Below are 24,150 nucleotides of genomic sequence, written 5' to 3' on the forward strand. Positions count from 1 at the left end.
CGGATCCATCCCCTCTTGATTCTTAATTTTTTATCTGCTATCTCATAGTTTTTCTTTTGTGGCGGCAATTACTCCTCTGAAATAACCGATGGATTCGGCGATCCCCAGGAACGGGTCTTTCATATTACGTTCGTGTTCCAGGCTGCAGACGCCTTCGTATCCTACCTGACGGAGCATTTTTACAAATGCCGGAATATCGATGATCCCACGTCCGATCTCCACTGAGTATCCGGCCTTGGTAGGCCCTGTAACATCTTTAATATGAATGTCGAACACGCGGGAGTGGTATTTCTCCAGATCTTTGACAGGATCTTTGCCATTGCGGGTGTCGTGGCCGATGTCAAGGCACATGCCGATACGGGGATCCATATCTTTCACATTTTCCCACACATCATCCGCATCAGGATACAATGGCATATCAGGCCCATGCAGGTGGATGGCATAATGGAAATCATACTCCTTCACTTTCCGGTCTATATAAGGCAGCAAATCATAATTGGGAACTCCCACAATCAGTTTCACGCCTACGCGTTTTGCATACTCGAATGCATCGTCAATTTCTTTCTCCGAGCGCATATAAATAGGGCCGACAGCATAACCTGTTACGCCTTTGGACTTCAACTTGGCATGGAAATCGGCTATTTCCTGATCGGTACTGTTGAAGGGGAGATGGAAATCTTTAATGCAGAGATATTTCACATCGCATTTTTCCATGGTTTCCAGTGTTTTGTCGAGATCGAAGTTGACAAACGTGTAGCCTGCCATACCCACGTTGAACTTTTCGAAGGTGTCAGGGGCCGGTTGCGGATCAGGACGATCTTGCGCAACGATTGAAAGGGATAACAATAATCCCGCGAAAATCAGAATTTTGTTCATTTTTATCGTTTTTTTATGATAGTGTTTCGTCACAAAGATACTGTTTTTATTAAGAGTTTAAAACGAGTATGAGAATTAATTTGATAAGCCGAAAAACCTTTTATCTTTGTATTTAAAATAGTAGACAGATGGATTTTCCCATAGATTTTACATTATCTATTCGGCCGTTACTTGGGAACGAGGCGGAACCGTTCTTATCAGCACTGGCCGGGGATGCTTCAGTCAGCCTTCGCCTGAATCCTTCCAAGGCGGCTCGTAATCCGATGAAACTGGTGATCCCTTTGCAACGGGTGCCCTGGTCTCAATGGGGTTTTTATCTGGAAGAGCGACCTTCTTTTACCTTCGATCCTCTTTTTCATACCGGATATTATTATGTACAGGAAGCTTCTTCGATGTTTGTAGAGCATGTGGTTAACAAATTGGTAGCAGAAGTGGCCGAACCTATGGTATGCCTCGATCTGTGTGCTGCCCCCGGTGGGAAATCGATTTCCCTGCTTTCCGCTCTTCCGGAAGGAAGCTTGTTGGTGAGCAACGAACTGGTTCGCCAGCGAGCTCATGTCTTGTCGGAGACGATATCGAAATTCGGCCATCCCAACGTAATAGTCACAAATAATATGGCAAAGGATTTCTCTGCCTTTCCCCGCCTTTTTGACCTGGTATTGGTAGACGCTCCCTGTTCGGGAGAAGGGATGTTTCGCAAAGATGAGACGGCGGTGGAAGAGTGGTCGACCCAAAATGTGGAGATGTGTGCGGTACGGCAAAGAGATATACTGAATGACATTTGGGCGGCACTGAAACCTGGCGGATTGCTTATTTACAGTACCTGTACTTATAATACTGTTGAGAATGAGGAAAATGCCTTTTGGGTCGCACGTGAATTGGGCGCAGAATTTGTATCGGTGGAAATAGATGAAAGGTGGGGTATCTCTCCTTCGTTTGATGACCGGGTGAACGGTTGTCGTTTTTTTCCACATAAGACCCAGGGGGAAGGGTTATTCGTAACAGTACTGAGAAAAGCAGAGGCAGAAGAAACAATTTCTGACCGGAGACGGATAAAAAATAAAAGAAAACCATCACCATTTGTGAAGGATCGTTCGGCTTACACTCATCTACTATTGCATCCTGACTCTTTTGATTTTATGGAGGACGGTAATCGTATTGTTGCACTCCCCGCGGATTATTCCGGAGATATTCTCACTCTGGATGAGCAGTTGAAAACAATCTCAATGGGTATAGAAATTGGTGAGAAAAAGGGAAAGGATTTTATCCCCTCCCACATATTGGCGATGAGCAGGGAGCTAAACCTCAAAGCATTCCCTATGTATGAGGTGACATATGAGGAGGCTATTTCCTATCTGCGGGGGGAGGCGGTTATTCTGCCGGGTGCGCCCAAAGGTTATCTGATTCTCACTTATAAGGGAGAACCGTTGGGTTTTGTGAAGAATCTCGGTAACCGGGCAAATAATTTATACCCCAATGAATGGCGTATCCGAAGCGGCTATCTACCTAAAAAAAAGACTGAAATATTCACTCTGTAGATTTTCTGTCGTCACTCGGCATAATGCAAACAAGTTTGTTTCTGCCCTCGTTCCTAAGAAAATTCACTCACTTTTAATTTTTAGTCATTCACTTTCAACTTTCAATTTTCAACTTTCACTTCCATGCATCCCAGACAGTCTCTTACTTATCTCTTTGTAATTATGGCAATTGTTGTTGCCCTGCTGTCGCTATGGCTTTCGAACGGGCTAGTGAAGGAGTTGGCGGATGAGGAGCGCAGGAAGATGGAGATTTGGGCGATGGCGACCGAATCGATGGTAATGGATGAAGAGATGGATATGTCGTTAGTATTGCGGATTCTGGAAAGCAATACTACCATCCCCATCATATTGTACGACAGAAGTTCAGGGAAATTGACACCACGTAACGTCAAGTTCCCCGAAGAGGAGGCAGAATCCTATTTACAAACAAAAATGGAAGAATTCGGCCGAAAGCACGACCCTATTGCACTGCATGAGATGAATCAACTGCTCTATTATGATGATTCATATACCCTGAAGATGTTGCACCTCTATCCCTATCTCCAACTGCTGGTGATCGCACTCTTTATCGGCCTCGCATTTTTTGCCCTGAGCCGTTCGCAACGGGCAGAACGGGACAGAGTATGGGTGGGATTGTCTAAAGAGACCGCGCATCAGTTGGGTACTCCTATTTCATCGCTGATGGCATGGATGGAGTATATGAAGTTGAAGGAGGTTGATCAGCAATTGTTGACTGAGATCGATAAGGATATCTTCCGCCTGCAAATGATCGCAGAGCGTTTCTCCAAGATTGGTTCTGCGCCTGCTTTGATACCTGTGGATCTGAGGGCGGTGGTAAGGCATTCGCTGGAATATCTGGAAAAACGGGTTTCGTCCGAAGTGGTGTTCCATACCCGGTTTCCGGAATATCCGGTAAAGGTCGAATTGAACGAGTCGCTTTTCGGATGGATTATTGAGAATCTTGTGAAAAATGGAGTCGATGCCATGCAGGGGCAGGGTGTCATTACTTTTGATATCTGCGAAAAGGATGAATGGGTCTGCCTTGATATTTCTGACACCGGTAGAGGGTTGCCAAAATCAAAATTCAAAACGATCTTTTCTCCCGGCTACACCACAAAGAAAAGAGGATGGGGACTTGGTTTGACGCTTGTGAAACGAATAGTGGAAGAGAATCACAAAGGAGAGATCTTTGTCAGGAAGTCGGAACCGGAAAAAGGGACAACTTTCAGGATCCAACTGAAGAGAAGTTGAGAGGCTGGTTTGGAGTACTGTTGCGGGCACTCAATATGGTTTTCTTCATCAGGATTTGTTCTTGCTTCAACACTTCACTATTAGCCAGATATTCCGGCTGATCGGCATAAATGAACAGTAGTGATCCACCTTTTATGGTGTCGATAATAGGTTTTGTCAGTTCCCTGGGAAGGGCAGGACAACCGAAACTTCGTCCAAGACGTCCGGTAGATTTTATAACGCTTTCACTGCAATAGTCGGCTCCGTGAATGACGATAGCCCGTTGCATGGCTTTATCGTTGATGCCTTTTTCCAATCCATCCAACCGCAGAGAATAGCCGTTTCCTCCATTATAGGTCCCGGCTGTACGGTAGAAACCCAAAGAACTTTGGTGTGAGCCGTCCCGGTTGGAGAACGATGTAGCGTAATTTTCCCCGCTATTACGCCCGTGAGATACGTAAGAGACAAAAAGGATTTCCTTTTTTGCCAGATCCAACACGTACATTCTTTTCTCAGTCGATGGCAGGCTGAAATCGACCAGGGTGAGTAAAGGGTTATTGCCTTTATTTAACTTCTTATAACCCGTGTATGCCGATTTGAATGCATCCAATCGTACCAATCCATCCAGTTCCATCTGTTCAAACAGCCATTGACTCTCATCTTCAGGCAATGCTGCTTTTTCAAGTTCCACATTTCCCTCTTTCCCTCCCATAGGGCCGAAGAAGCTAAGAGAAAAAAGGAAGATAAAACAAATAATTATTTTAAGCATAGCGTATATTCCGGAAATAACGTCCAAATATACGAACTATTTCGTTAAGTGAGAATAAAACAAGTTTACTTGTTTTACCGAGCGCAGAATTGAAAATCGAGGAGCAGAGGCGACTCAATTAACAGTTGAGGAGTGGAGGCGACTCAATTAACAGTTGAGGAGCGGAGGCGACTCAATTAATAGTAGAGGAGCGAAGGCGACTCAATTAATAGTTAAGGAGCGAAGGCGACTCAATTAATAGTTAAGGAGCAAGCGACTCAATTGAAAATCGAGGAGCAAGCGACTCAAATAGTCTGATGAAATCGAATTTCTCCAAAAACAATTGTTAATCAATTACGATGACCACAGACTCTTTGACAGTTGCCCAGTCGAAGACGAATTTTGAGTGTGACGATGCATTTCTTACACACATATGGGAGCGGGGAGTGGTACCCAGGGTTGGACTGGATTCGATGATACTTTTATTGGGGTATTGTGTTGGTACGCCATGCACATATGCACCGTTGGTAAACCGGGTGGCATAGGGAGCGAAACCGGCAATTTCACTTGTTCCGTCCCTGAGGTAAAACATTTTCTCTTTTTTCTCCTGCACCGCGAAGATACCGGTGGGTGTTTCTTGTGCATAGGGCGGTTGATGAACACCAGTGGTAGCATGATTCATACTTAGTATCTGCCAGGTATCGTCATTTTTTTCCAGTGTGGCAATATTCTGATTTGTCACATCAACAGCTATCACTTTATTGAAACGAACGCTGTCGCGCCACGATATGATGTAACGGTTCGGAACCAGGAATTCACCCTCAAACGAAACCCCTTTTACCCTCACCATTTCAGTAGTGTCATTGTCCGGCAGTTTTACGATCCATCCGTCCCTTCCGTAACGTACCAATGTGGTATCTCCATCGACGGAATAGAGCGGGGCCGATTGATAGCGCTCCACACCGAACTGGTCCGAAACCCGCCTATACTCGTTTCTTACGAAATCAGCGACTGTAGGGGCCTCTTTATTCATATTCCTGTAATTGCTCAAGATACCCCAGTTGCCTTCTTCGGCTATCGCGTTCTCGATCACAGCGATCTGCTCCTGGATTTTCTCCCACTGAAAATGACGGATAGTGTCTTTATAAGGGTATTCATCGTCAAGCAGGTATTTGTCGTACCGGATATTTTTCTCTAACCGGATATCCTCCCCTGTCAGTTCTTTTTTTATTTCTTCCTGATCATCGACGAAAGTGCTATCAGGGCTGGAACTAAGTTGATCGTCGCTTGATTGATCGGATTTACAGCCGACTGTGAAAAAAAATAATCCAATGAAAAAGATAAAAAGAGATAATTTACCTGCTCGTCTCATAGAGGTTTTGGCGTTTATATTTCAGAAAGAGCCCTTTTGTTCTTATTAACCTTAGCTGGCCCCTTTTTTGTAAACTATAACGGTTTTTAAGGAGAGTTGTTCATTCCTGGTAATGGAAAAGAGATGAAACAGGAATAAAAGATCAATACGGCGTTGTGGCACCGTTTACATTCAATAATTCGATCTCTATCTCCCGGGCTTCGGCATATTTTTTCAATAACTCCACCGAATAATTGACCGCTTCCTGTAGGCCTTCCCTGCCGGAATAACCGTTGATCAGCATCAGTACACGTGTTGTGCCGGAAGTGATCTTGGTGCGCTCTTCATCACTGGTGGGTGTCCCGATACCACCCGACTTATCGCGGTAAACAGGTAACCCTTCAATGTTCAGCAATCCCCGCCCGATTGCTTCGAACTTCTCTCCGGCTTCACCTACCCCCAGTACCAGATCTCCCTGTATCTTTGCATCGTCGAATCCTCCGATGGAATAGCCGGTTTTGAGAGAAATCAGGTTAATGAGATCGACCAGTGTATCGATGCGATAGAGTGGTTGCCCTTTCAGTATCCTGCGGCACAACGCTTCAGAAGAGGGACGATAACGATTGGGGTCTTTTCCCAGTTTTTTATATACTTGCCGTGTAGCATAAATGGCCGGACGCTGATTGATATCTTCCATTTTATAGGTAGAGGCGAACCGGTTGTAAAAAGCGTCGATCTCCTGCCATAATCCGTTATTATAAGAGCTGTTCCTTACTTCGCATGCAATGGCGGCAACATGAAACCCGGGGCAGACTGCCGTGATCTGATCACTGATTGTTATATTCCTCATTTTATCCTTCCTATCCCTTTATCTTTTATCGTGCAAACTACACTATCCTTAATCTTCTATCCCAACCCCAAAGGTACAAAATCCCGGTCAAAATGCTATAAATCGGATTAATTGAGTGATACAGGTCTATCTCCCGATTTGACTACGTCGATTTTCAATTCATTCAAGTTTCGTAAGTCGAGTGATTACAACTAAAGGTCTTCGCTTTAGTTATATGGACTATCTAAGGATACATCTGAGAGTTCAATAATCCATGATTTGATAAATAATATGCCGAAATTCAAAAAACGTCTTGTATTTTGATTCTTGACTCTTGGTTCTGTAAAAATCGTTTGAAATAAAAAATAAACTGATCCTATGCAAAATAAGAGACAATTAATTTGTTAAACTCCATTTCAATGTTTATATTTGCGTGAGTTTTTGTTTGCATATGGCTGAAGAACATAATAAGCTGCTTGTTGATCTGGAGGTACGAATAAAACAGGTGTTGTTTTTATGTGACTCTTTAAAGGAGGAGAATGCCCGGTTAAAGGCTGAAATACGGTCCGGGCGAACCCATCTGGACGAGACGGTAAAAGAGTTAGAGCAGTTGAAGGCAAAATATGACAGTTTGAAAATTGCAAGAACTATCACTGCCGCTTCGGTAGATGTGGACACTGCTAAGGCAAAACTGTCGAAACTGGTGCGAGAAGTAGATAAGTGCATAAATTTGTTGAAATAGTTTTCTGAAAAATTTATGTGATGGGCGACGAAAAATTTTTATTGACATTAGAGATTGCCGGCAGAAAATATCCACTGAAAATCAAACGGTCGGAGGAGCAGGCATTCCGTGATGCCGCCAAAAAGATAAATAATAAAATAAACCAATATCGCGTTGTGTATGGAGGTGAGAACTCCAGCATGACAACACAGGATTTTGTGGTGATGACAGCCATTCAGGCATTGGCAGAAAATTTTTCTCTTGGAAGTAAGAATAATACGAAACCCTTTGAAGATAAGATAGATTCGTTGATAGGCGAGTTGGATAATTATCTGAAGAAATAATATATTCTATTGATATCCAGTAGAATGACAGACGCACCATTTATATGCATCGGCCGAGATGTATGTAATTGAGTGTGTTTTTTTATTTAGTAAGAAGTAGAATTAAATCTCTTTCCGGAATCAGGAATTTTTCCGGTGAGTGTATAACAATCAATTTAATAATAGACAATATGGAAATAGTAATAGGTATTATCGGATTACTGATCGGAGCTGTTGTGGCCTGGTACGTGACCGGTAAGATGGCCAATTCACGCGCTCAGAATATTTTGAGCGATGCGGAGAAAGATGCCGAAGTAATAAAGAAGAAGATATTACTCGAAGCAAAGGAAGAGACGCTTCTGATGAAGACAGAAGCGGAGAAGCAGGCGAATGCCCGTACATCCAAGATCCAGATTACCGAAAACAGGCTGAAACAGCGTGAGATGACGCTCAATCAGAAGCAGGAGGAACTGAATAAGAGGATGGCCGAGGTTGATGAGGTAAAACAGAATCTGACAAATCAACAGGAGTTTCTCGATAAGAAAGGAGCCGAGTTGGAGCGTTTACACAGACAATCGGTGGAAAGACTGGAAACCATTTCCGGGCTTTCCGCAGAGGAAGCCAAAGAGCGGTTGGTAGAGTCTTTGAAAGAGGAAGCCAAGACCGGGGCACAGTCTTATATCAGCGAGATCATGGAAGAGGCCAAAATGACGGCCAACAAAGAAGCGAAGCGTATCGTTATCCAGAGCATTCAACGGGTAGCAACCGAGACATCTATTGAAAATGCGATAACGGTATTCCATATCGATTCCGATGAGGTGAAAGGCCGTATTATCGGACGTGAAGGACGTAATATCCGTGCTTTGGAAGCAGCTACAGGTGTTGAAATTGTGGTGGACGATACCCCTGAAGCCATTGTCCTTTCTGGTTTTGATCCCGTCCGCCGTGAGATAGCGCGCCTGTCGCTACACCAGTTGGTAGCCGACGGACGTATTCATCCGGCCCGAATTGAAGAGGTGGTGTCGAAAGTGAAGAAACAGATTGAAGACGAGATCGTGGAGACCGGCAAACGTACGGTGATTGATCTGGGCGTGCACGGCTTGCATCCTGAACTGGTACGTATGGTGGGCAAGATGAAATATCGTTCTTCTTACGGCCAAAACCTGTTGCAACACTCCCGTGAGGTGGCCAATCTTTGTGCCATAATGGCTTCGGAGTTAGGCTTGAATCCCAAGAAAGCAAAACGCGCCGGATTGTTGCATGATATTGGGAAAGTACCCGACGACGAACCCGAATTGCCGCACGCAGTGCTGGGAATGAAGCTTGCAGAGAAGTTCAAGGAGAAACCCGATATCTGCAATGCCATCGGTGCTCATCACGACGAGGTGGAGATGACAAGTTTGCTGGCGCCTATCGTGCAGGTGTGCGACGCTATTTCCGGCGCACGTCCCGGTGCCCGCCGCGAGATTGTAGAGGCTTATATCAAGCGGCTGAACGATCTGGAACAATTGGCGCTCTCATATCCGGGTGTGGTGAAGACATATGCCATTCAGGCTGGTCGTGAACTGAGGGTGATTGTGGGGGCAGACAAGATCGATGATCAGGATACCGAAAAACTATCATCCGAAATCGCACGCAAGATACAAACCGAAATGACTTATCCCGGCCAGGTGAAGATCACAGTAATCCGTGAAACCCGTGCAGTAAGTTACGCGAAATAACGGGGGAGTGACTCCCGGTTATAGAACGACCATAATTAGAAATTGAGAGTTTGGGTTTGTTCCCAAACGAAATAAATAAGAAAAGGGTGGATCACAAATAAAAGTGTTTCACCCTTTTTATAGTATTGAAAATTTGTAATATTTACTTCTCTGCTTTTTGTACTTTTGGGTTCTTTTCCACTAATAGTTCCTCGTTGGTTCCGATCACCTTTTTCAATTCCGACTGAAGACGTTTGATCTCCATTTCCTGATTATGGATGGTGGTAAGAAGTGCGTTCAACTCTTCGTTATCCACCGTATCGGGATACTGTGCCTTTACACGGCCAATGAAGTCGCTCAGCACATTCATATAATTGTTGAAAGCGTCATAAGGCGACATATAGGGGCTAAACTGGCTTTGTCCGCTTCCGAAATGTTTGGTAGACATATAATGGAAATGGTCGCTGGTCTGCAGATAGATCCAATCCTGTTTGAGCCGGCGGTCGGTACACAAACGAACCCTTTCACCTACTTCATACAATGATTGCAGTGCGCTCTTTTGGAGTTTATTGCCTACCCATGCACTCAGGTCACGCTCCTCATCCGTCCAGGAGATAGGATTGGGCACGTTCATGATCCCAATAGGTTCATGGGAGTCTAATGCCTCGCCGGGTGTGGAGAATCCGATCCCGTTCTCAAAAGCAAAGCGGGGCATTGCTTTAAAGAATTCGAAAATACCGGTGTATGATGGTTGGAGGTTGCCGAGTGTTTCATAGTTCATAAAGAGGTTAACCACCTCTTCTTCGGCAGGAGTACCGGCTATCCATGAGATAAACTTCTCTGCCGTCAGCGGATACTCATTCCAGCTATAATTCGAAAAACGATAGGCTATGTCATCGCTGAAACGACTGTTTTTGAGCAACAATTTCAGTTTTGGTTGTGTGGCTGCCTGATAGACATAATTAGGACTCTTCCATCCCAATATATGTTTGGCACCTTCGGTGATCATTTTCGAATATCCCATATCATATACCATCTCAGCAATCTCATCGGAGTAGATCAGTTCCGTATTACGGAGAACGGTCGGCTTCTGTTCAAAAAGCATCTCCATCCTATCGGAATGATGTTTTACCTGATTGCGGAACTCTTCAGGGTCGTAAAGGCTGGCCAGTGAATGGGCATAGGTTTCCGTCAGAAATTCTACACTTCCGGTTTTGGCCAGTTCGCGAAAACCGTCTATCACCTCCGGTGCATAAATTTCGAGTTGTTCTAAGGCTACACCCGAGATAGAAAAAGCCACTTTGAATTTTCCCTTATATTGATTGACCAGATCGAGCAACATGCGGTTGGCAGGGACGTACGATCGGGTAGCAATCTGTTGCAGTATATCTTCGTTGGCATAGTCATCGAAATAGTAATGATCCCTGCCGATATTGAAAAAGCGGTATCTCTTTAACCGGAATGGTTGATGGAGCTGGAAATAAATGCAAATTGTCTTCATATTTCTTGTTTGTTTCTTGATTTTACATAAGGCTGTCGTAAATCCGGCGGACTTTTAATCCGGCATCTTCCCATTTTATATTGTCTACTTCTATCTTTCCTTCTACTTTCAGGTGCTCTGCCATTGCAGGGTAGGTACATATTGAGTAGATTGCATCAGCCATCGCATCCACGTCCCAATAATCGGTCTTGATGACATTATTAAGGATTTCTGAACAACCAGACTGGTAAGAGATAATACTGGGTACACCGCATTGCATTGCCTCGAGAGGCGATATCCCAAAGGGTTCCGATACGGAAGGCATTACATAAACATCGCTCGACTTCAGCATTTCATATACCTGTTTACCACGAAGGAAGCCGGTAAAATGAAATTTATGTGCGATACCACGGTCGGCCACCAGACGGATCATCTGATCCATCATATCACCGCTGCCCGCCATCACAAAACGGATATGATCGGTCTTTTTAATTACCTGTGTAGCGGCGTCTACGAAGAATTCGGGTCCTTTCTGCATGGTGATGCGTCCTAAAAAGGTAACCACTTTCTCTGAAACACCGGAAATTCGTTCAATAGCTTCTATTTCAGGACTAAGCGGTTCTACGGCATTATGAACAGTGGTTACTTTCCAGTGAGGCTGATGATAGTTTTCAATGACTGTACGCCGCGTCAGATCGCTCACACAGATAATGTGATTGCAGTTATCCATTCCGTCTTTTTCAATTCCATACACCATCGGATTGGGCTTGCCCCTGCTGCGATCGAATTCAGTGGCGTGTACATGAATCACCAATGGTTTACCGGTAACACTTTTTGCATGGAGTCCCGCAGGGTAGGTGAGCCAGTCATGCGAATGGATGATATCAAAATCATAGGTACGGGCAATCACTCCTGCCACGATAGAATAGTTATTGGTTTCTTCCAGGATATTGTTCGGATACCTGCCTGAGAATTCGATGCATCCCAGGTCGTTTGTATGCATATAGTTGAAATCGGCGTAAATATTGTCCCGCAACCGGTAGTATTCCTGGGGATCCATGAATTTTTCCAGTCGTGGTTTTACTGTTTCCCATGGTACATCCCGCCAGACAATAGGGGTGTTGTTGGCTCCTATAATCTTCATAAAACTCTGGTCCTCATCACCCCAGGGCTTGGGAATCACGAAAATGGTCTCCAGATCTTCCTGCTTTGCCATCCCCCGTGTGAGTCCGTAACTTGCCGTACCTAATCCCCCAAGTATATGTGGCGGGAATTCCCAGCCAAACATTAATGCTTTCATATATTTATTTTAAATTCAAAATTCAAAATTCAAGATTTTGAACTTCTCGATCTCTATCAATCTCTATCAATCTCATTGGCATATTATTCTTATTGGCACATTAAAAACCTATCTCCCGTTTTCCAATTCAGTACTATACCTACTGATAATCCGTTGTGCCCTCAGCAACTCACCTACACTCATGGCAAAGGAATATCCTCCATGGGCAATGAATGGTGGGTGTGAATCATAGAATTCCGAGATACTACCGATACAGTCGTTCTGCATCTGCCCCTCCATTTCTACCATGATCCTGTCTGCCAGAGATAATCCACTCATATGGAACAGGTTTAAATAAGCTTCAATATAGTGGGCGAATAACCATGGGAAAGACATCCCGTTGAAATAGGCGAATTTTTTTTCATTCTCCGTTCCTGTGTAATGGGGACGGAATTTATCACTTTTCGGGGTAAGCGATCGTATACCACAGGCGGCCAGCAGTTCTTTGGTGATAAAATCGATCACTGATTTCTTTTGTCCTCTTTCCAGAGGCGAATAAGGGAGTGATACGGCAAAGAGCATGTTGGGGCGTACATCCGGATCTTTATAGTTTCCGTCGACATAATCATAAAGATAGCCGGCAGGATTGAGGAAGAGTTCTTTAAAAGAATTACCCGCTAAGCGTGCACGTTCTTCAAAATCAGATGCCACTTTATCTTTATTTTTTGTCCGGGCTATTTCTTCTGAGAATTTCAACGCATTGTACCAGAGTGCGTTAAATTCTACCAGATAGCCTGATCTGGGTACGGCCGGTTTGCCGTCGATGGAGGCATTCATCCAACTGACAGATACATCACGGCCGTAGGTGGAAAGTAATTCGGTCTCTTGATCCAGAACCAGATTGGGATGCTTACCTGTGGTTATATAATCAATGATTTCATTTATGAAATCACTGTATTTCTCCAGGAAAATATCCTTCTTCTCTTTCCAGAACTGCTGAAGCGCCCATATCACCCATAGTAATACGTCGGGATCGTCTATCTGCTTCAGATAGCTTTTCGATGGCTTGTCCTTCATAAAATCCCGCAAGTGAGGAATGGCTGTATCCATCATCAGTTCAAAATCCTGCGGTTTATCTACCGAAAGTGTACAACCGGGAAGAGCAATGAACTGGTCACGGGCACGCACTTTGAACCAGGGATATCCCGCCAGAAGGTAATATTCATCCTTTTGAGGGATATAATAAAACTGATGGCTTGAGTTCTTGAGGCAGTTATAGAAGTTGGAGCGTGGAGTTCGCTTATGTGTTTCATAATCAAACTCTTTTGCCAGGGTAGAGGTGTCTACCATAATATCTCCGGTAGAGAAGATAATCTCTTCACCTTTAGTGATAGACATTTCGAAGTAGCCCGGTACATAAAGGTCTTCCTGGAATGTGTCACCGCTTTGTAGATCTTGCAGATACTCAATGTCGCGATACCAGTCGGGATGATAGACAAATTCCGGTTTTTTATTGAACTGCATGAACAGTTCGGGGTAACCGAAATACATACAGGTACTGATACCGTTTTCTACTTCGCGGTAGGATTTGTCTACCTGATCGTTTTCCCGTGTGAGTTGGGATATCTTTCTAAAAGCCAGGAAAGGTTTAAAACGGATGGTAGTAGGGGAATGGGCGTCTAAAAGCGTATAGCGGATCATCAATCGGTTCTCTTTCGAGGAGAACATGATTTCCTTCGAAAGGATTACCCCTCCCACACGGTAGATAGTTTTGGGTACGCTGTCGCAGTTGAACTCCCGGATATATTTGTGTCCCTTCGGGTTGTAATTGTCGCCGGCATAGCGGTGAATCCCGAGGTTAAATTCTGCCCCGTGCTGTATTACCGTTTCATCAAAAGAGGAGAGGATGAGATGATTCTCATCGTCAAGGTAAGGTACGGGCATTACAAGAAGCCCCTGGTATTTGGTTGTATTGCAGCCGGATATGGATGTATTCTGATAAGCTCCCCTTCGGTTTGTTCTCAAAACATTTCGGTATAGAGAATACTCCAGGTTAATCATCAGGTCTTTGTCAAATTTCAAGTAACTCATCGTTGTATAATTTAGGGTAATATGTGCCACTTAATTCCTGCGAAAGATAATAAAATGAAATCTAATCTACAAGCAAAGAATAAATAATTTTCGGTTTTCTACACTTGTGCGGGGGAGAAAAAAATAGTTTGTATATTTGTAAAAAACAGATGAAAAAGAGGGTATATTCCAGAAAATGAATATCGATAACTCATCATGGTACAATATAGAGAAGAAGCGGGCGCGGCTTGCTCTCCTGCCCGCCATTGTGTTTGTCGTCCTGGTCTGGGTGGCATTTATTGTCGACTATGCAGGGGTGTTTACATGGGACTTCTCACGTTTGGGGATATTGCCGGGAGTTGTTGACGGTTTGGTGGGGATCATCTTTTCACCTTTTATACATAGCTCTTTTTCCCATTTGCTGTCGAATACGCTCCCTCTGCTGATATTGATCTGGTTTTTGTTCTATTTTTACAGTAAGATCGCTTTTGGTGCTTTCATCTGTCTCTGGCTTTCAAGTGGATTTCTGACATGGATCATCGGACGCGGCTCTTATCATGTGGGTGCAAGCGGACTTGTGTTTGGGCTCCTTTTCTTTCTCTTCTTTAGCGGAATTTTCAGGAAGTATATCCCTTTGGTCGCGGTTTCCCTGATTGTTGCATTTATTTATGGAAGCACTATCTGGAGTATTTTTCCCATCACGGAGATGGTGGATGCTTCAATTTCATGGGAAGGGCATCTGTCGGGTGCCATTAGCGGTCTCATCTTTGCTATTGTTTTCCGCAAACAAGGGCCACAGAAACCAGAAGTAGTGTGGGAGGAGGATAATGATGAGTTGGATAAGGGGACTGGGGAGAGACGGGGTGACTGGGAGACGGGGTGTTAATGTGATGGGTAGGAAAATAAAAAGGATGATGGCTTCAACCCGTAGTGAACCATCATCCCAAAATAGATTATTTAAAGACTTTGCTTGCGTCTAACTTCCGCCGGAGACGACAATCATGGCCAATCCTGCGATAAACAGGATAAACATAAGCGTCAGTAACAGATTTACCGGCTTAGAAGCGCCTTTGAACTCTTTCCATATGAATACACCCCATAACGCGGCGATCATGGGTGCACCCTGCCCCAGAGCATAAGAAATGGCCGGACCGGCTTTTCCTGCGGCAATATAGCTCAAAGCCGTACCCACACCCCAGATAATACCACCTAAAATTCCCACTGAATGTGTACCCAGGCTGCCTTTGAAATATTGGGAATAACTCACCGGTTCTCCCATAAAGGGTCTCTTCATGACAACGGTGTTGAATATGAAATTACTTACCAATATCCCTAACGAGAAAATAAAGAATGCACCGTAGGGAGTCAGCATCCCGGGTGTGGGGTTCTCCAGGTTATTCAGATCCATAGCAGAAGCGACAAACCGATAGAAGAAAGACATCAGGATCCCGGCACATATGGCAATAGTAATCCCTTTCTTTTTGTTCCTGCCTGCTTCCGTTCCCGAACCCACTTTTCCTGAAGCAAGGCCGTTCAGAATAATAGCAATAACAATCAGGACTACACCTGCAAACAGGATGACAGGGTCGCCTTTCGGTGCACCGAAGTAATTGATAAATACACCTAATACAAGTGCCAATCCCACTCCCACGGGAAAAGCGACCGACATTCCTGCCAATGAGATGGAAGCCGACAATAATATATTGGATGCATTAAAAATAATACCTCCTACAAATGCACTCCGGAAATTATTCGCATCTACCTGTACGATATCGTCGGTAAAACTGCGCCCCTGCTCGCCAATACTTCCCAGCGTGAATCCCAAAATAAGGGAAAGGAGTACAATACCGATTACGTAATCCCAATAGAACAGTTCATACCGCCATGTCTTTGCGGCCAATTTTTGCGTATTGCCCCACGATCCCCAGCAAAGCATGGTAATAAGGCAGAGTAATACTGCTAACGGATAATTTTGTACGATAAACATAAATTCAATATAAATTAATGGTTTGTTGTTTTCATTTTTAAGAAATTACGCACTTCGGTTTCTGTCGGTATAGAAGGCTGTGCTCCCATACGTGTGACACAAATGGCGGCTGCTGCGGATGCAAATTCAAGCGTCTCATGCCAACTGCGACCTTTGCTTAGTTCTGCGGCTAAAGCACCGCAGAACGTGTCGCCTGCTGCTGTCGTATCTACTGTTTCCACAGAGAAAGCCGGTATCTGTAAATATATTTGGTCGTTTTTTACTATGCAGCCTTGTTTGCCCAATGTCAAAACAACTGTTTTTACGCCCAAAGCCAATAATTTGTCAACAATTCCGTCTTCACCGATATGCTCTATTATTTCTCCTGAAACGATTTCAGCTTCGGTTTCGTTTACGATCAGAATATCTATCTTTTTAATGATATCCTCATCTAACTTTCTCGCGGGCGCCACGTTTAACAGTATCTGTTTCTTATTTTCATAGGCAAGGTCGCAAATGACTTTGACCGTGTCGTATGGGATCTCCATTTGCAGGACAATCAAGTCAGCCTCCAATATCTCTTTTTCGATTTCGCGGATATATCCGGCAGAAAGCATCTCATTCGCTCCTGAGATTATTACAATGCTGTTTTCTCCTTTCTCGTCCACCCAAATCATAGCTATTCCTGAAGAGGTATCCTCGACAATCAAAGATAGAGAGACATCCAATCCCTCTTCCTTATAGTATTCCAGAGAATTCAGTCCATTGGTATCTTTGCCCAGGCTGGTTACAAATTTCACTGTTCCCCCGAGCCGATGTGCAGCCACTGCCTGATTCGCTCCTTTGCCCCCCATCGCCTGGAGATAGGAGACCCCCTTAATTGTTTCACCTGCCTTGGGAAACTTTTTTACTTTCGCGATTAAATCCGTATTGGAACTGCCAATCACTACTATCTTACTCATATTATATAAATTATTCTTTAACTATTTGACTTTTCCAAATATGGTATGTCCATTCCGCATGGTTATTGCCTGAAGGTTGTACATCAGGAGCAGCTTTACTGACTGTAAAGTAAAATGTTGGTTTCTCCCAGTCTTGTAAGTATCCCAGATTATCTCTCAATAGGGCTGCGTTGTGGTTACGCGGATATCCGGTATCTTCCGGTATAATGCGATATATAGGTTTCCAGCTACCTGTTTGATTCATAAAATCGGAAAGATTCATGTAATCGATTTCCAGTGAGGTGTTCAGGTAAGCCGGATAATCAGTCGGATGGGGTTGTACCGGACGGATCATTATGATCTTGTCGGCTTCTTTGTTGATGGCAAAATCAGCGTTGCATGTGTAATCCGCACTTTGGTTGTCTATTGCTTTCAATCCGCTTTGTACGATAGTTTGAGGTGAAGTTATCGTATAGTTATCCATATTGCTGAAATCCGCTTCCGACCATACAATCCGCGTACCGCCGATATCTCCGACGGTATATGTCAGTAGTACTTTGCCTTTTCCATCCAAAGATACTACAGATGGTTGGCCTACTCCCCATGCTTTACCGGATCCGCCGACACTCTGATCCCCGGGTGTGGACCATGTCTTTTTTACAATCTGTTCCGGGTATTTTACCCAACTGTCCGTATCCAGCTTGTTACTGAATGCTACGCCGATTTCATTGTAATATACTCCATACATATTGCCCAGGAAAAACATGGCATATTTATAGGTTACACCATCCCAGGTGAAATCGCCGGCAATAACCGAAGGATCACACGTATGATGGTCGTCCCATGAACCCGATACTCCGGGCTGCAGGACGCTTTTGGCACCTGTCTTCGTACCATCGGGATTGATCTTTATATGATAAATATTATCGACCATGATCAGATTATTGGGATTTCCGCAGAAGAACATGTGAATACTTCCGTCTTCCTGTTGCAATACACTTGGACAATAAGAATACCTGCTTTCCCCCTGAAACCCGAATACGAATTCCGGGGTAGCTATAGCTGAAATCGGGTTTCCCGGCCCCGGCGGGTCAATAGGTGGCTCAATAGGATCCCCTTCCGAACAGGAAGATATAAACCATATTCCGATGAGTAGAAAGAAATATTTAATCATGTTACTTATTGTTTTAGAGATGTGTTTGTGTCCGGATATTTATTTGAAATTGGCCGGTTGCCGGCTGATCAATTCAATAAAATGTTGCTTGATATTCTCAGCCTGAATGGAATCCACCATTAAATAATACCGATCACCTTTCTCATCGGCTGTAAAAGTAGTAGCTCCTTTATCCGTTACATCAATCTTGCCTGCAGGAGAAATATTGAAATAAGAGGGACCTTCCACTGAATATAATACTGAAGTCAGATCCCAGGTAGGACGGTCATAAGGCATTTCCAGATAACATTTATAAGCCTCTACCATCGGGTGTGCCGGTGCCCATCCGAAATCATTTTCAATGCTGGCGCCCGGATAGTTGATTGCAATTCCCACTTCAAAGGGGGAAGTTACCACACGTGTCGGCCATTCGGCAAAGACCTTTTTTGCGGCTGGAATGTCTTTCACGATGTTGTACTCATATAGATCCGGATTATTGAAGCATCCTGCCATGGTGCATAATAGCTTCACTTTCTTTGCAACCAACTCTTTTCCTGTCAGTGGTGAAAAATCATCTCCGGGAGTATCCAGTAAACGGGCCAGATTGGTAGAGAAACCTACAGAGATAATTGTAATGGAATTATCGGGTTGTTTAGCCAATAGTTCACGATACAGCATATGCGCTTCCGGTAGAGTTGAATAGTCTTTGAGGGAACGGTGAAATATCGGCTCCCCGTTCTCTTTGTTCATCAGGGATACACATTTGGCATAATTGGTAGCATCATTCTCGCAGTCTGCGCCATTGTGTATGATACCAACAGGAATTTCAGGATAACCATACCAGGTATTCATAATGTCCGTATATTCAGGGGGATATATGCCTTCTTTGTTGATCATAATCCCTAACAAGTTTATGTCTCCTGCATCCATGTATTTATAGAGCATATCCAGCGCTAAGGCATCATCCACATCGTTGCCGATATCCGTTTCAAAGATAATTTTCTGTGCATCTGAAACAGTTTGTGTACTCCGGTCTTTAGATGTGCAGCCGGACAAAGCGATCAGTAATAAAAGGCTTACTACATGAAATTTGTTGTCGGTCATAAATATATATTTTTGAGTTAATGATTGGGTGAAATAGAGATATATAGTTCGGGAATCACCTTCTGAAATGCTTTCTCGTTCTCTTCAAGGTCAGGGCGATAGTAAATTTCTTTTTCAGACGGCTTATCGGTATATAAGAACTGGAAGCGCCCGTCATTTCTTATCTCGGTGATATTACAACGGCGCAGTTCGTTCTTTATTATCCGGTCGCCCTCCCTGACATTCCCTTCTTTGATAAGGAAGTACTCCCCACCGGGAGTACACACGATTTCCCTTTGTGTCGCTTTTAACCAGATCGCACTTTCCCATACATGAAATGGTTTTGGATACTGGTCAATATTTATATTTACCGGATATGCAGCATCCATTGCCCGAAGAAAATCATATTGCAATTTCCGGTTGAAAGCAAAGTCCAGATATTGTCGTAACCGGGGATCCATTTGTTTGGTAAATTCCATATCAGGTAATCTCCAATAGGTGTTATTCTTATCTTTAATAAATCCTCCATCTTTACCTGCACACGGATAGATAGCTACCGGAAGATCGGATTGTAAGATTCTGGTAAAAGCAAATACATCCAGGGCCACGTTCCATTCTCCTCCCGGAATGGCATTCGCTCCTTCGTCGCTTCCTAATTCGTGGTTTTTACTTGCCGTCCCGGCACTCAGATGGATTTTACTTATTTTCTTTTTTAACAGGTCTGGATTGCGGTTATAGGCTACTGCCAGTATTCTTGCCGAACCAAAAGAAAGGATTTCAACGGGTTCTTCACATTCTGTTAATATTTTTATGAACAATGAAATCGCTTCTTGTTCATAATCAGGTAAATCTTCCATCTTATCCTCTTCCGATTTCATCATGGATAACGGGCCGAGTGCATATGGTATCTTTTTATTGAAAATATAGTTTAGTTGTTCCACCGGAATGATACCGGCCTCTCTCGGTCCTCTCGGATCTTTCCATAATGTCGGATGGTCGGCCGTATCCTTTCTGAAAGCATCTGTAATATCTAAAAGCACAGCTTTCAGGTCAACATCCGGTAAGCCGAACCCCATGATAAGATCCATATTATCTCCCGGATCCTGATAAGGATGGTATAAATCGGTAATGACCACTACAGGAATATTATGCCGTTGTGCCCTTGTCTTCCCAAAAGGGAAGGCAAGGATATACACAAGACACAACATTAGAAATAGAGTTTTTCTCATTTAAAATAACTTTTGAGATTAAATGTTGCTGAATACAGATCATAAGACCACAGCCAGTTTTCTCCTGTCATGGCCGGAGTAAAATACATTATGAGCTCGTCATCATTCAGCATATATCCTTTGGTATCGGTCAGAATACCGGGATTATGATTTCTCGGGAAACCCGATTCTTCAGGTCCGACATGTCCGATTTCTATCCAACGATTCTCTTCGGAAAACATATCTTCCGTTCTTGGCATATAGGCTAAACGAGAGACATCGCCTACCCAGGTAGGTATTTCCTCGATAGGACCAACACGCATCTCGGAAACCATATATATATTCTTATCAGACATGGCCGGATAATTGTTGGATCCCATAAAACGGATCGGCTTCTCTTCTCCTATCACGATGTTATCCAGATCATTCATTTTGATTTCACGCATGCAAAATCTGCCATTCTCGGTCGTGGAACTATAGAATAATTGGATGGTCGTGGAATCCTTGACAATTGTCGTACTCTGCCCGACTCCCCATTTTGTTCTGTCTTCGTATGGTATCAAAGGATTACGATCGAATTTAATATAGGGTCCTTCAATGTTTTTGGAGATGGCCAGTCCGATCTGATTATGTTTACTGTCCCATTGGTCAACACCTAAATAGGTCATAATCCAATTGTAAGTCTCTCCCTTATATGTGGTTTTAAACTCGCGGACATCCGGATCACAGATATGGCAGTTGTCCCAGCCTGTTTCGGAGGGAGCAATAATCTGAGTACCGGGTTGCCATACATAGCCATCGGCAGTAGGGATTCCCTTATACAGGTATACATAATCCACTATTTCGAAGGGATCACGGTTTTCACATATAAATCCATAACGGATCCCATACTGATCCTGTATGACGCTGGGGGCATAGTTGTAATGCCCTGCACCGCCACTGAATTCATATCTGATTTGAGGGGTAATAGTAAGAGGTCTCTCACTATCAGTTCTGCTTTGGCATCCCCAAAGCAGAACTACAATAAAACAGATAAAAAATGATTTCATTCCGCATGCTTAATTAGTTAGTCTTCTACCTGAATATCTTTCACCGGCCGGATCATGGCTGCGCGTATTTTTTGCCCGTCACCCCAGCCCCATACGTCGCGGTAACCTCCGGCATCTCCCAGAGACATACCGCCATGTGTGGGACTTAATGATGTGCCCGTCCGAACAGCGCACAGCCATCCACGATCGACCATCCCGGTTTCGTTACGCCATCCGCTTTGCGGAAGAAACAGGCAACCCAATTGTTTCAGATTATCTTTGTTGGCATTCGCTGCAATGGATGCGGGAACACCTATAATTAAGCCGTCCACGTTAAATCCGGTTTGCGCTTTTGACACCCAGGTTGCTCCGAGTTCCCAGAGTGCTACCATCTCTGCGGCGGTAGGGACACGCCATCCTTCGGGAGAGGGATCGTTTTCAGGAAGCCAGTCGGTTCCGTCGTTTGTATAACTGGCCGGCCAGTTTTCCGGTGCCGGATCACCTTGCGGACCGCTGGGATAGCCTGTTTTCCGATTAAACTGATAATACATACCCGGATCATCCGGTGAAGAGGCAAATGCACCCGGTGCACCAATATTTTTGGTAGACCATACCATACCATTTATCAACACTTCGTCTTCGCCAAGTACCATGGTTTCCTGGAGAACTTTTGATCTCAGCACTCTGTCATCCGACTTAACGTTTATAATGATCGACCGCAATTTTACAAAAGAAGTGCTTGGAGTAACAGTGAGAGTGATTACTTTCTTGCCACTCCCCGAAGTCTCGCTTAATGTACACCAATCAACAGCTGAACTGTTGGATTCGGTTAATTCGATGGTCCATGCTTCATTTCCGGTTATTGTCAGTTCGTATGTTCCTCCTTCGGCACTCACAGGGATCGCTACCGGATACACTCCAAACCGGTTGGAGTCTGATTCGATTACATAACCGGAATCATTATCATCACATCCGGAAAGCATCAAAAGTAGCACGAATGTTCCTAATAAATATTTTATATTGGTCATAATTTGTAGATTTTCAATTAGTATTTATCATTCTGATTTAAATTAGGATTGTTGTCAACCTCACTTTGCGGGATAGGCATACGGATAGACTTGCCAATAATGAAATTATTAAAGTCCGAATCACGTGCTTTTAACTCATTCAATGTCGCTTCATTATTTATTCCCCAGCGTTTCAAATCAATCCATCGCACACATTCCATAGCCAACTCAAGGGCACGCTCAATTTTTAAATGTTCACGGAAAGCATCTTTATTACCCGTTATCTGAGTACCGTTATAATAGGTGCTGTTTTGTATATTCGGTAAGTTTACGCGATTACGTACCCGATTGACACATTCAATGGCCTTGGCAGGCGGTGTGCCACTCAGTTCATTGAGCGCTTCGGCGTAAAGTAGCAGCATATCCGCATAGCGCAATGAACGGAAGTTATTATCGTTCCAGTAATACAACGGCATTGCATCCGTGCTGTATTTCCTTATAAAGACACGGTTTCCCCAATCGCTGTTCCAGGGCGCTCCATAAATCAATTGGTCAGGATATTCCGGAAAATCGGATGATGCACCGTCATACCACAAGGTATGAAATAACCGGGGATCATATTTACCGTCGGTTGTTTTTTCGCGCTTAAAGTAATCTACCAACCAACGCCTTGCTTCTATATTGTTCCAGCCAATACCCGGAGGTGCTGCATTCATTTCGATTTGAGTACCTAATTGCGCATTCGGATCCAGGTAATTATCGGTCTGGTCGAATCCTACCCGGTTCACCAGAGAGAAATGTATTTCATACAGCGCCTCTCTGTTGTTTTCCGTATGGTTACTGAAATTGCTTTCCCAGTCAGCTACCAGATCATAGTGGCTTTTCCCTTCGCCGTCGATAAGCCATTCAAGACACTCTTTCGCTTCTTCCCATTTATGATGTTGTGCATAAGCTTTGGCAAGCAATCCGTAGGCTGCACCTTTTGTAGGACGAGCGGTATTGTTTGCGTCACGTGTAGGAGGAAGCTTGCTGACAGCATCTTTCAGGTCTTCTTCTACCTGGGTAAGTACTTCCTCTTGCGTAGCTTGCATGGGGCGGTCGGCTGCAGATGATGTCTGTAATACAAGGGGGACATTATCCCAAAGCATAGTAAGGTAGAAATAATAGAAAGCACGCATAAATTTGGCTTGCCCTATTAAATCCTGTTTATGGGTGTCATTGGCAAATGTGATATTCTCTATGTTATCCAATACCTGATTGGCACGGAAAATAGCCACATAATGCTCTCTCCATATCTTCACATTCGTTTCTCCAAAATTATAATTGGTAAAAATAAATTTGGTATATTCATTCAGTTCTGTCCAACCGGCATAACTTACTCCCTCATCCGCCATACCTATCATTTGCGTGTAGATATTCCTTGTCCATGTACCCTGACGATAGAACATCCCATATATGGAAATAACGCCGGCTTCAATATCAGCCTCAGTCTTCCAGAATACGCCCGTACTCAGGGTGTTTTCATTTTGAATATCCAGTAGAGAGGCATCGCACGATACGCACACTACCAGGATAAGACATAATATATAATTGATTATCTTTTTCATACGATTATTTTA

Annotated in this window: 21 protein-coding genes; 6 read left to right on the top strand and 15 right to left on the bottom strand. The window is 43.9% G+C overall.

The genetic code is table 11. The annotated features are described in order from the left end of the window. Positions 1-42: 42 nt before the first annotated feature. Positions 43-876, bottom strand: coding sequence for a sugar phosphate isomerase/epimerase family protein (locus F597_RS0113540; RefSeq protein WP_019540293.1), 834 nt, complete (start codon positions 874-876; stop codon positions 43-45). Positions 877-1,004: 128 nt separating this feature from the next. Between F597_RS0113540 and F597_RS0113545 the strand changes: the two genes are divergently transcribed. Both F597_RS0113545 and F597_RS0113550 read left to right on the top strand, forming a co-directional pair. Then, on the top strand, positions 1,005-2,414 hold the full coding sequence (locus F597_RS0113545) for a methyltransferase RsmF C-terminal domain-like protein (RefSeq protein WP_019540294.1): 1,410 nt from the start codon (positions 1,005-1,007) through the stop codon (positions 2,412-2,414). Between the two features lie 162 nt (positions 2,415-2,576). Beyond that, positions 2,577-3,665: a sensor histidine kinase gene (locus tag F597_RS0113550; protein WP_019540295.1), complete on the top strand. Its 1,089-nt coding sequence runs from the start codon at positions 2,577-2,579 to the stop codon at positions 3,663-3,665. Here the strand turns inward: F597_RS0113550 and F597_RS20840 are convergent. From F597_RS20840 to F597_RS0113565, 3 genes are all read right to left on the bottom strand, one after another. Beyond that, entirely contained in the window at positions 3,640-4,413 is a 774-nt protein-coding gene (locus tag F597_RS20840) for a murein L,D-transpeptidase catalytic domain family protein (RefSeq protein ID WP_052319825.1), read from the bottom strand. The two genes, F597_RS0113550 and F597_RS20840, sit on opposite strands and share 26 nt — an antisense overlap. A 325-nt stretch (positions 4,414-4,738) precedes the next feature. Then, positions 4,739-5,764 carry a L,D-transpeptidase gene (locus F597_RS0113560; protein WP_019540297.1) on the bottom strand — a complete coding sequence of 342 codons (1,026 nt, stop codon included), beginning with the start codon at positions 5,762-5,764 and terminating at the stop codon, positions 4,739-4,741. A gap of 142 nt (positions 5,765-5,906) precedes the next feature. Beyond that, a complete protein-coding gene (locus F597_RS0113565; RefSeq protein ID WP_019540298.1) occupies positions 5,907-6,593 on the bottom strand; it encodes a B3/B4 domain-containing protein in 687 nt (228 codons plus the stop codon). Between the two features lie 430 nt (positions 6,594-7,023). Between F597_RS0113565 and F597_RS0113570 the strand changes: the two genes are divergently transcribed. The 3 genes from F597_RS0113570 (at position 7,024) to rny (ending at position 9,337) form a co-directional block, all read left to right on the top strand. Continuing rightward, a complete protein-coding gene (locus tag F597_RS0113570) occupies positions 7,024-7,314 on the top strand; it encodes a hypothetical protein (RefSeq protein WP_019540299.1) in 291 nt (96 codons plus the stop codon). Between the two features lie 20 nt (positions 7,315-7,334). Next, the gene (locus F597_RS0113575) at positions 7,335-7,637 is read left to right on the top strand and encodes a cell division protein ZapA (RefSeq protein ID WP_019540300.1); all 303 of its coding nucleotides are present in this window, start codon (positions 7,335-7,337) and stop codon (positions 7,635-7,637) included. Positions 7,638-7,807: 170 nt separating this feature from the next. Beyond that, on the top strand, positions 7,808-9,337 hold the full coding sequence (rny, locus tag F597_RS0113580) for a ribonuclease Y (RefSeq protein ID WP_019540301.1): 1,530 nt from the start codon (positions 7,808-7,810) through the stop codon (positions 9,335-9,337). A gap of 142 nt (positions 9,338-9,479) precedes the next feature. On the opposite strand, the gene F597_RS0113585 is transcribed toward rny, so the two are convergent. The 3 genes from F597_RS0113585 to F597_RS0113595 form a co-directional block, all read right to left on the bottom strand. Then, positions 9,480-10,817, bottom strand: a complete 1,338-nt coding sequence (locus F597_RS0113585) for a glycoside hydrolase family 57 protein (protein WP_019540302.1) — start codon at positions 10,815-10,817, stop codon at positions 9,480-9,482. 22 nt (positions 10,818-10,839) lie between these two features. Then, positions 10,840-12,096, bottom strand: coding sequence for a glycosyltransferase family 4 protein (locus F597_RS0113590; protein ID WP_019540303.1), 1,257 nt, complete (start codon positions 12,094-12,096; stop codon positions 10,840-10,842). A 108-nt stretch (positions 12,097-12,204) separates the two neighbouring features. Further along, complete coding sequence (locus tag F597_RS0113595; RefSeq protein ID WP_019540304.1) at positions 12,205-14,166, bottom strand: glycogen debranching enzyme N-terminal domain-containing protein; 1,962 nt, start codon at positions 14,164-14,166, stop codon at positions 12,205-12,207. A 175-nt stretch (positions 14,167-14,341) separates the two neighbouring features. On the opposite strand from F597_RS0113595, the gene F597_RS20845 reads away from it, so the two are divergent. Further along, the gene (locus F597_RS20845) at positions 14,342-15,031 is read left to right on the top strand and encodes a rhomboid family intramembrane serine protease (RefSeq protein ID WP_019540305.1); all 690 of its coding nucleotides are present in this window, start codon (positions 14,342-14,344) and stop codon (positions 15,029-15,031) included. A gap of 90 nt (positions 15,032-15,121) precedes the next feature. Here the strand turns inward: F597_RS20845 and F597_RS0113605 are convergent, their stop codons facing one another. Genes F597_RS0113605 through F597_RS0113640 form a run of 8 tightly spaced genes read right to left on the bottom strand, consistent with a single transcriptional unit; the run spans position 15,122 to position 24,138 of the window. Beyond that, on the bottom strand, positions 15,122-16,132 hold the full coding sequence (locus tag F597_RS0113605) for a GRP family sugar transporter (protein ID WP_019540306.1): 1,011 nt from the start codon (positions 16,130-16,132) through the stop codon (positions 15,122-15,124). Between the two features lie 14 nt (positions 16,133-16,146). Then, positions 16,147-17,073, bottom strand: a complete 927-nt coding sequence (gene rbsK / locus F597_RS0113610) for a ribokinase (RefSeq protein ID WP_019540307.1) — start codon at positions 17,071-17,073, stop codon at positions 16,147-16,149. 10 nt (positions 17,074-17,083) lie between these two features. Continuing rightward, complete coding sequence (locus F597_RS0113615) at positions 17,084-18,226, bottom strand: glycoside hydrolase family protein (protein WP_019540308.1); 1,143 nt, start codon at positions 18,224-18,226, stop codon at positions 17,084-17,086. 39 nt (positions 18,227-18,265) lie between these two features. Beyond that, on the bottom strand, positions 18,266-19,309 hold the full coding sequence (locus tag F597_RS0113620) for a nucleoside hydrolase (protein WP_019540309.1): 1,044 nt from the start codon (positions 19,307-19,309) through the stop codon (positions 18,266-18,268). Positions 19,310-19,326: 17 nt separating this feature from the next. Then, on the bottom strand, positions 19,327-20,517 hold the full coding sequence (locus F597_RS0113625; protein WP_026327463.1) for a nucleoside hydrolase: 1,191 nt from the start codon (positions 20,515-20,517) through the stop codon (positions 19,327-19,329). After that, on the bottom strand, positions 20,514-21,545 hold the full coding sequence (locus tag F597_RS0113630; RefSeq protein ID WP_019540311.1) for a hypothetical protein: 1,032 nt from the start codon (positions 21,543-21,545) through the stop codon (positions 20,514-20,516). Before F597_RS0113630 ends, F597_RS0113625 begins: the two co-directional genes overlap by 4 nt. Positions 21,546-21,562: 17 nt before the next feature. Continuing rightward, positions 21,563-22,552, bottom strand: coding sequence for a BACON domain-containing protein (locus F597_RS0113635; protein WP_019540312.1), 990 nt, complete (start codon positions 22,550-22,552; stop codon positions 21,563-21,565). Positions 22,553-22,569: 17 nt separating this feature from the next. After that, positions 22,570-24,138 (bottom strand): RagB/SusD family nutrient uptake outer membrane protein, encoded by a 1,569-nt coding sequence (locus tag F597_RS0113640; protein WP_019540313.1) that lies wholly within the window; start codon positions 24,136-24,138, stop codon positions 22,570-22,572. Between the last annotated feature and the right edge of the window lie 12 nt (positions 24,139-24,150).

This window comes from Proteiniphilum acetatigenes DSM 18083 (assembly GCF_000380985.1).
GTDB lineage: Bacteria > Bacteroidota > Bacteroidia > Bacteroidales > Dysgonomonadaceae > Proteiniphilum > Proteiniphilum acetatigenes.

Bases quoted from the DNA above. Each gene is read 5' to 3' on its own strand.
- F597_RS20840 (WP_052319825.1), bottom strand. From the start codon at position 4,413: ATGCTTAAAATAATTATTTGTTTTATCTTCCTTTTTTCTCTTAGCTTC.
- F597_RS0113615 (WP_019540308.1), bottom strand. From the start codon at position 18,226: ATGATTAAATATTTCTTTCTACTCATCGGAATATGGTTTATATCTTCC.
- F597_RS0113640 (WP_019540313.1), bottom strand. From the start codon at position 24,138: ATGAAAAAGATAATCAATTATATATTATGTCTTATCCTGGTAGTGTGC.
- F597_RS0113575 (WP_019540300.1), top strand. From the start codon at position 7,335: ATGGGCGACGAAAAATTTTTATTGACATTAGAGATTGCCGGCAGAAAA.
- F597_RS0113545 (WP_019540294.1), top strand. From the start codon at position 1,005: ATGGATTTTCCCATAGATTTTACATTATCTATTCGGCCGTTACTTGGG.
- F597_RS0113550 (WP_019540295.1), top strand. From the start codon at position 2,577: ATGGCAATTGTTGTTGCCCTGCTGTCGCTATGGCTTTCGAACGGGCTA.
- F597_RS0113585 (WP_019540302.1), bottom strand. From the start codon at position 10,817: ATGAAGACAATTTGCATTTATTTCCAGCTCCATCAACCATTCCGGTTA.
- F597_RS0113605 (WP_019540306.1), bottom strand. From the start codon at position 16,132: ATGTTTATCGTACAAAATTATCCGTTAGCAGTATTACTCTGCCTTATT.
- F597_RS0113620 (WP_019540309.1), bottom strand. From the start codon at position 19,309: ATGACCGACAACAAATTTCATGTAGTAAGCCTTTTATTACTGATCGCT.
- rbsK (WP_019540307.1), bottom strand. From the start codon at position 17,073: ATGAGTAAGATAGTAGTGATTGGCAGTTCCAATACGGATTTAATCGCG.
- F597_RS0113565 (WP_019540298.1), bottom strand. From the start codon at position 6,593: ATGAGGAATATAACAATCAGTGATCAGATCACGGCAGTCTGCCCCGGG.
- F597_RS20845 (WP_019540305.1), top strand. From the start codon at position 14,342: ATGAATATCGATAACTCATCATGGTACAATATAGAGAAGAAGCGGGCG.
- rny (WP_019540301.1), top strand. From the start codon at position 7,808: ATGGAAATAGTAATAGGTATTATCGGATTACTGATCGGAGCTGTTGTG.
- F597_RS0113540 (WP_019540293.1), bottom strand. From the start codon at position 876: ATGAACAAAATTCTGATTTTCGCGGGATTATTGTTATCCCTTTCAATC.
- F597_RS0113625 (WP_026327463.1), bottom strand. From the start codon at position 20,517: ATGAGAAAAACTCTATTTCTAATGTTGTGTCTTGTGTATATCCTTGCC.
- F597_RS0113560 (WP_019540297.1), bottom strand. From the start codon at position 5,764: ATGAGACGAGCAGGTAAATTATCTCTTTTTATCTTTTTCATTGGATTA.
- F597_RS0113630 (WP_019540311.1), bottom strand. From the start codon at position 21,545: ATGAAATCATTTTTTATCTGTTTTATTGTAGTTCTGCTTTGGGGATGC.
- F597_RS0113595 (WP_019540304.1), bottom strand. From the start codon at position 14,166: ATGAGTTACTTGAAATTTGACAAAGACCTGATGATTAACCTGGAGTAT.
- F597_RS0113635 (WP_019540312.1), bottom strand. From the start codon at position 22,552: ATGACCAATATAAAATATTTATTAGGAACATTCGTGCTACTTTTGATG.
- F597_RS0113590 (WP_019540303.1), bottom strand. From the start codon at position 12,096: ATGAAAGCATTAATGTTTGGCTGGGAATTCCCGCCACATATACTTGGG.
- F597_RS0113570 (WP_019540299.1), top strand. From the start codon at position 7,024: ATGGCTGAAGAACATAATAAGCTGCTTGTTGATCTGGAGGTACGAATA.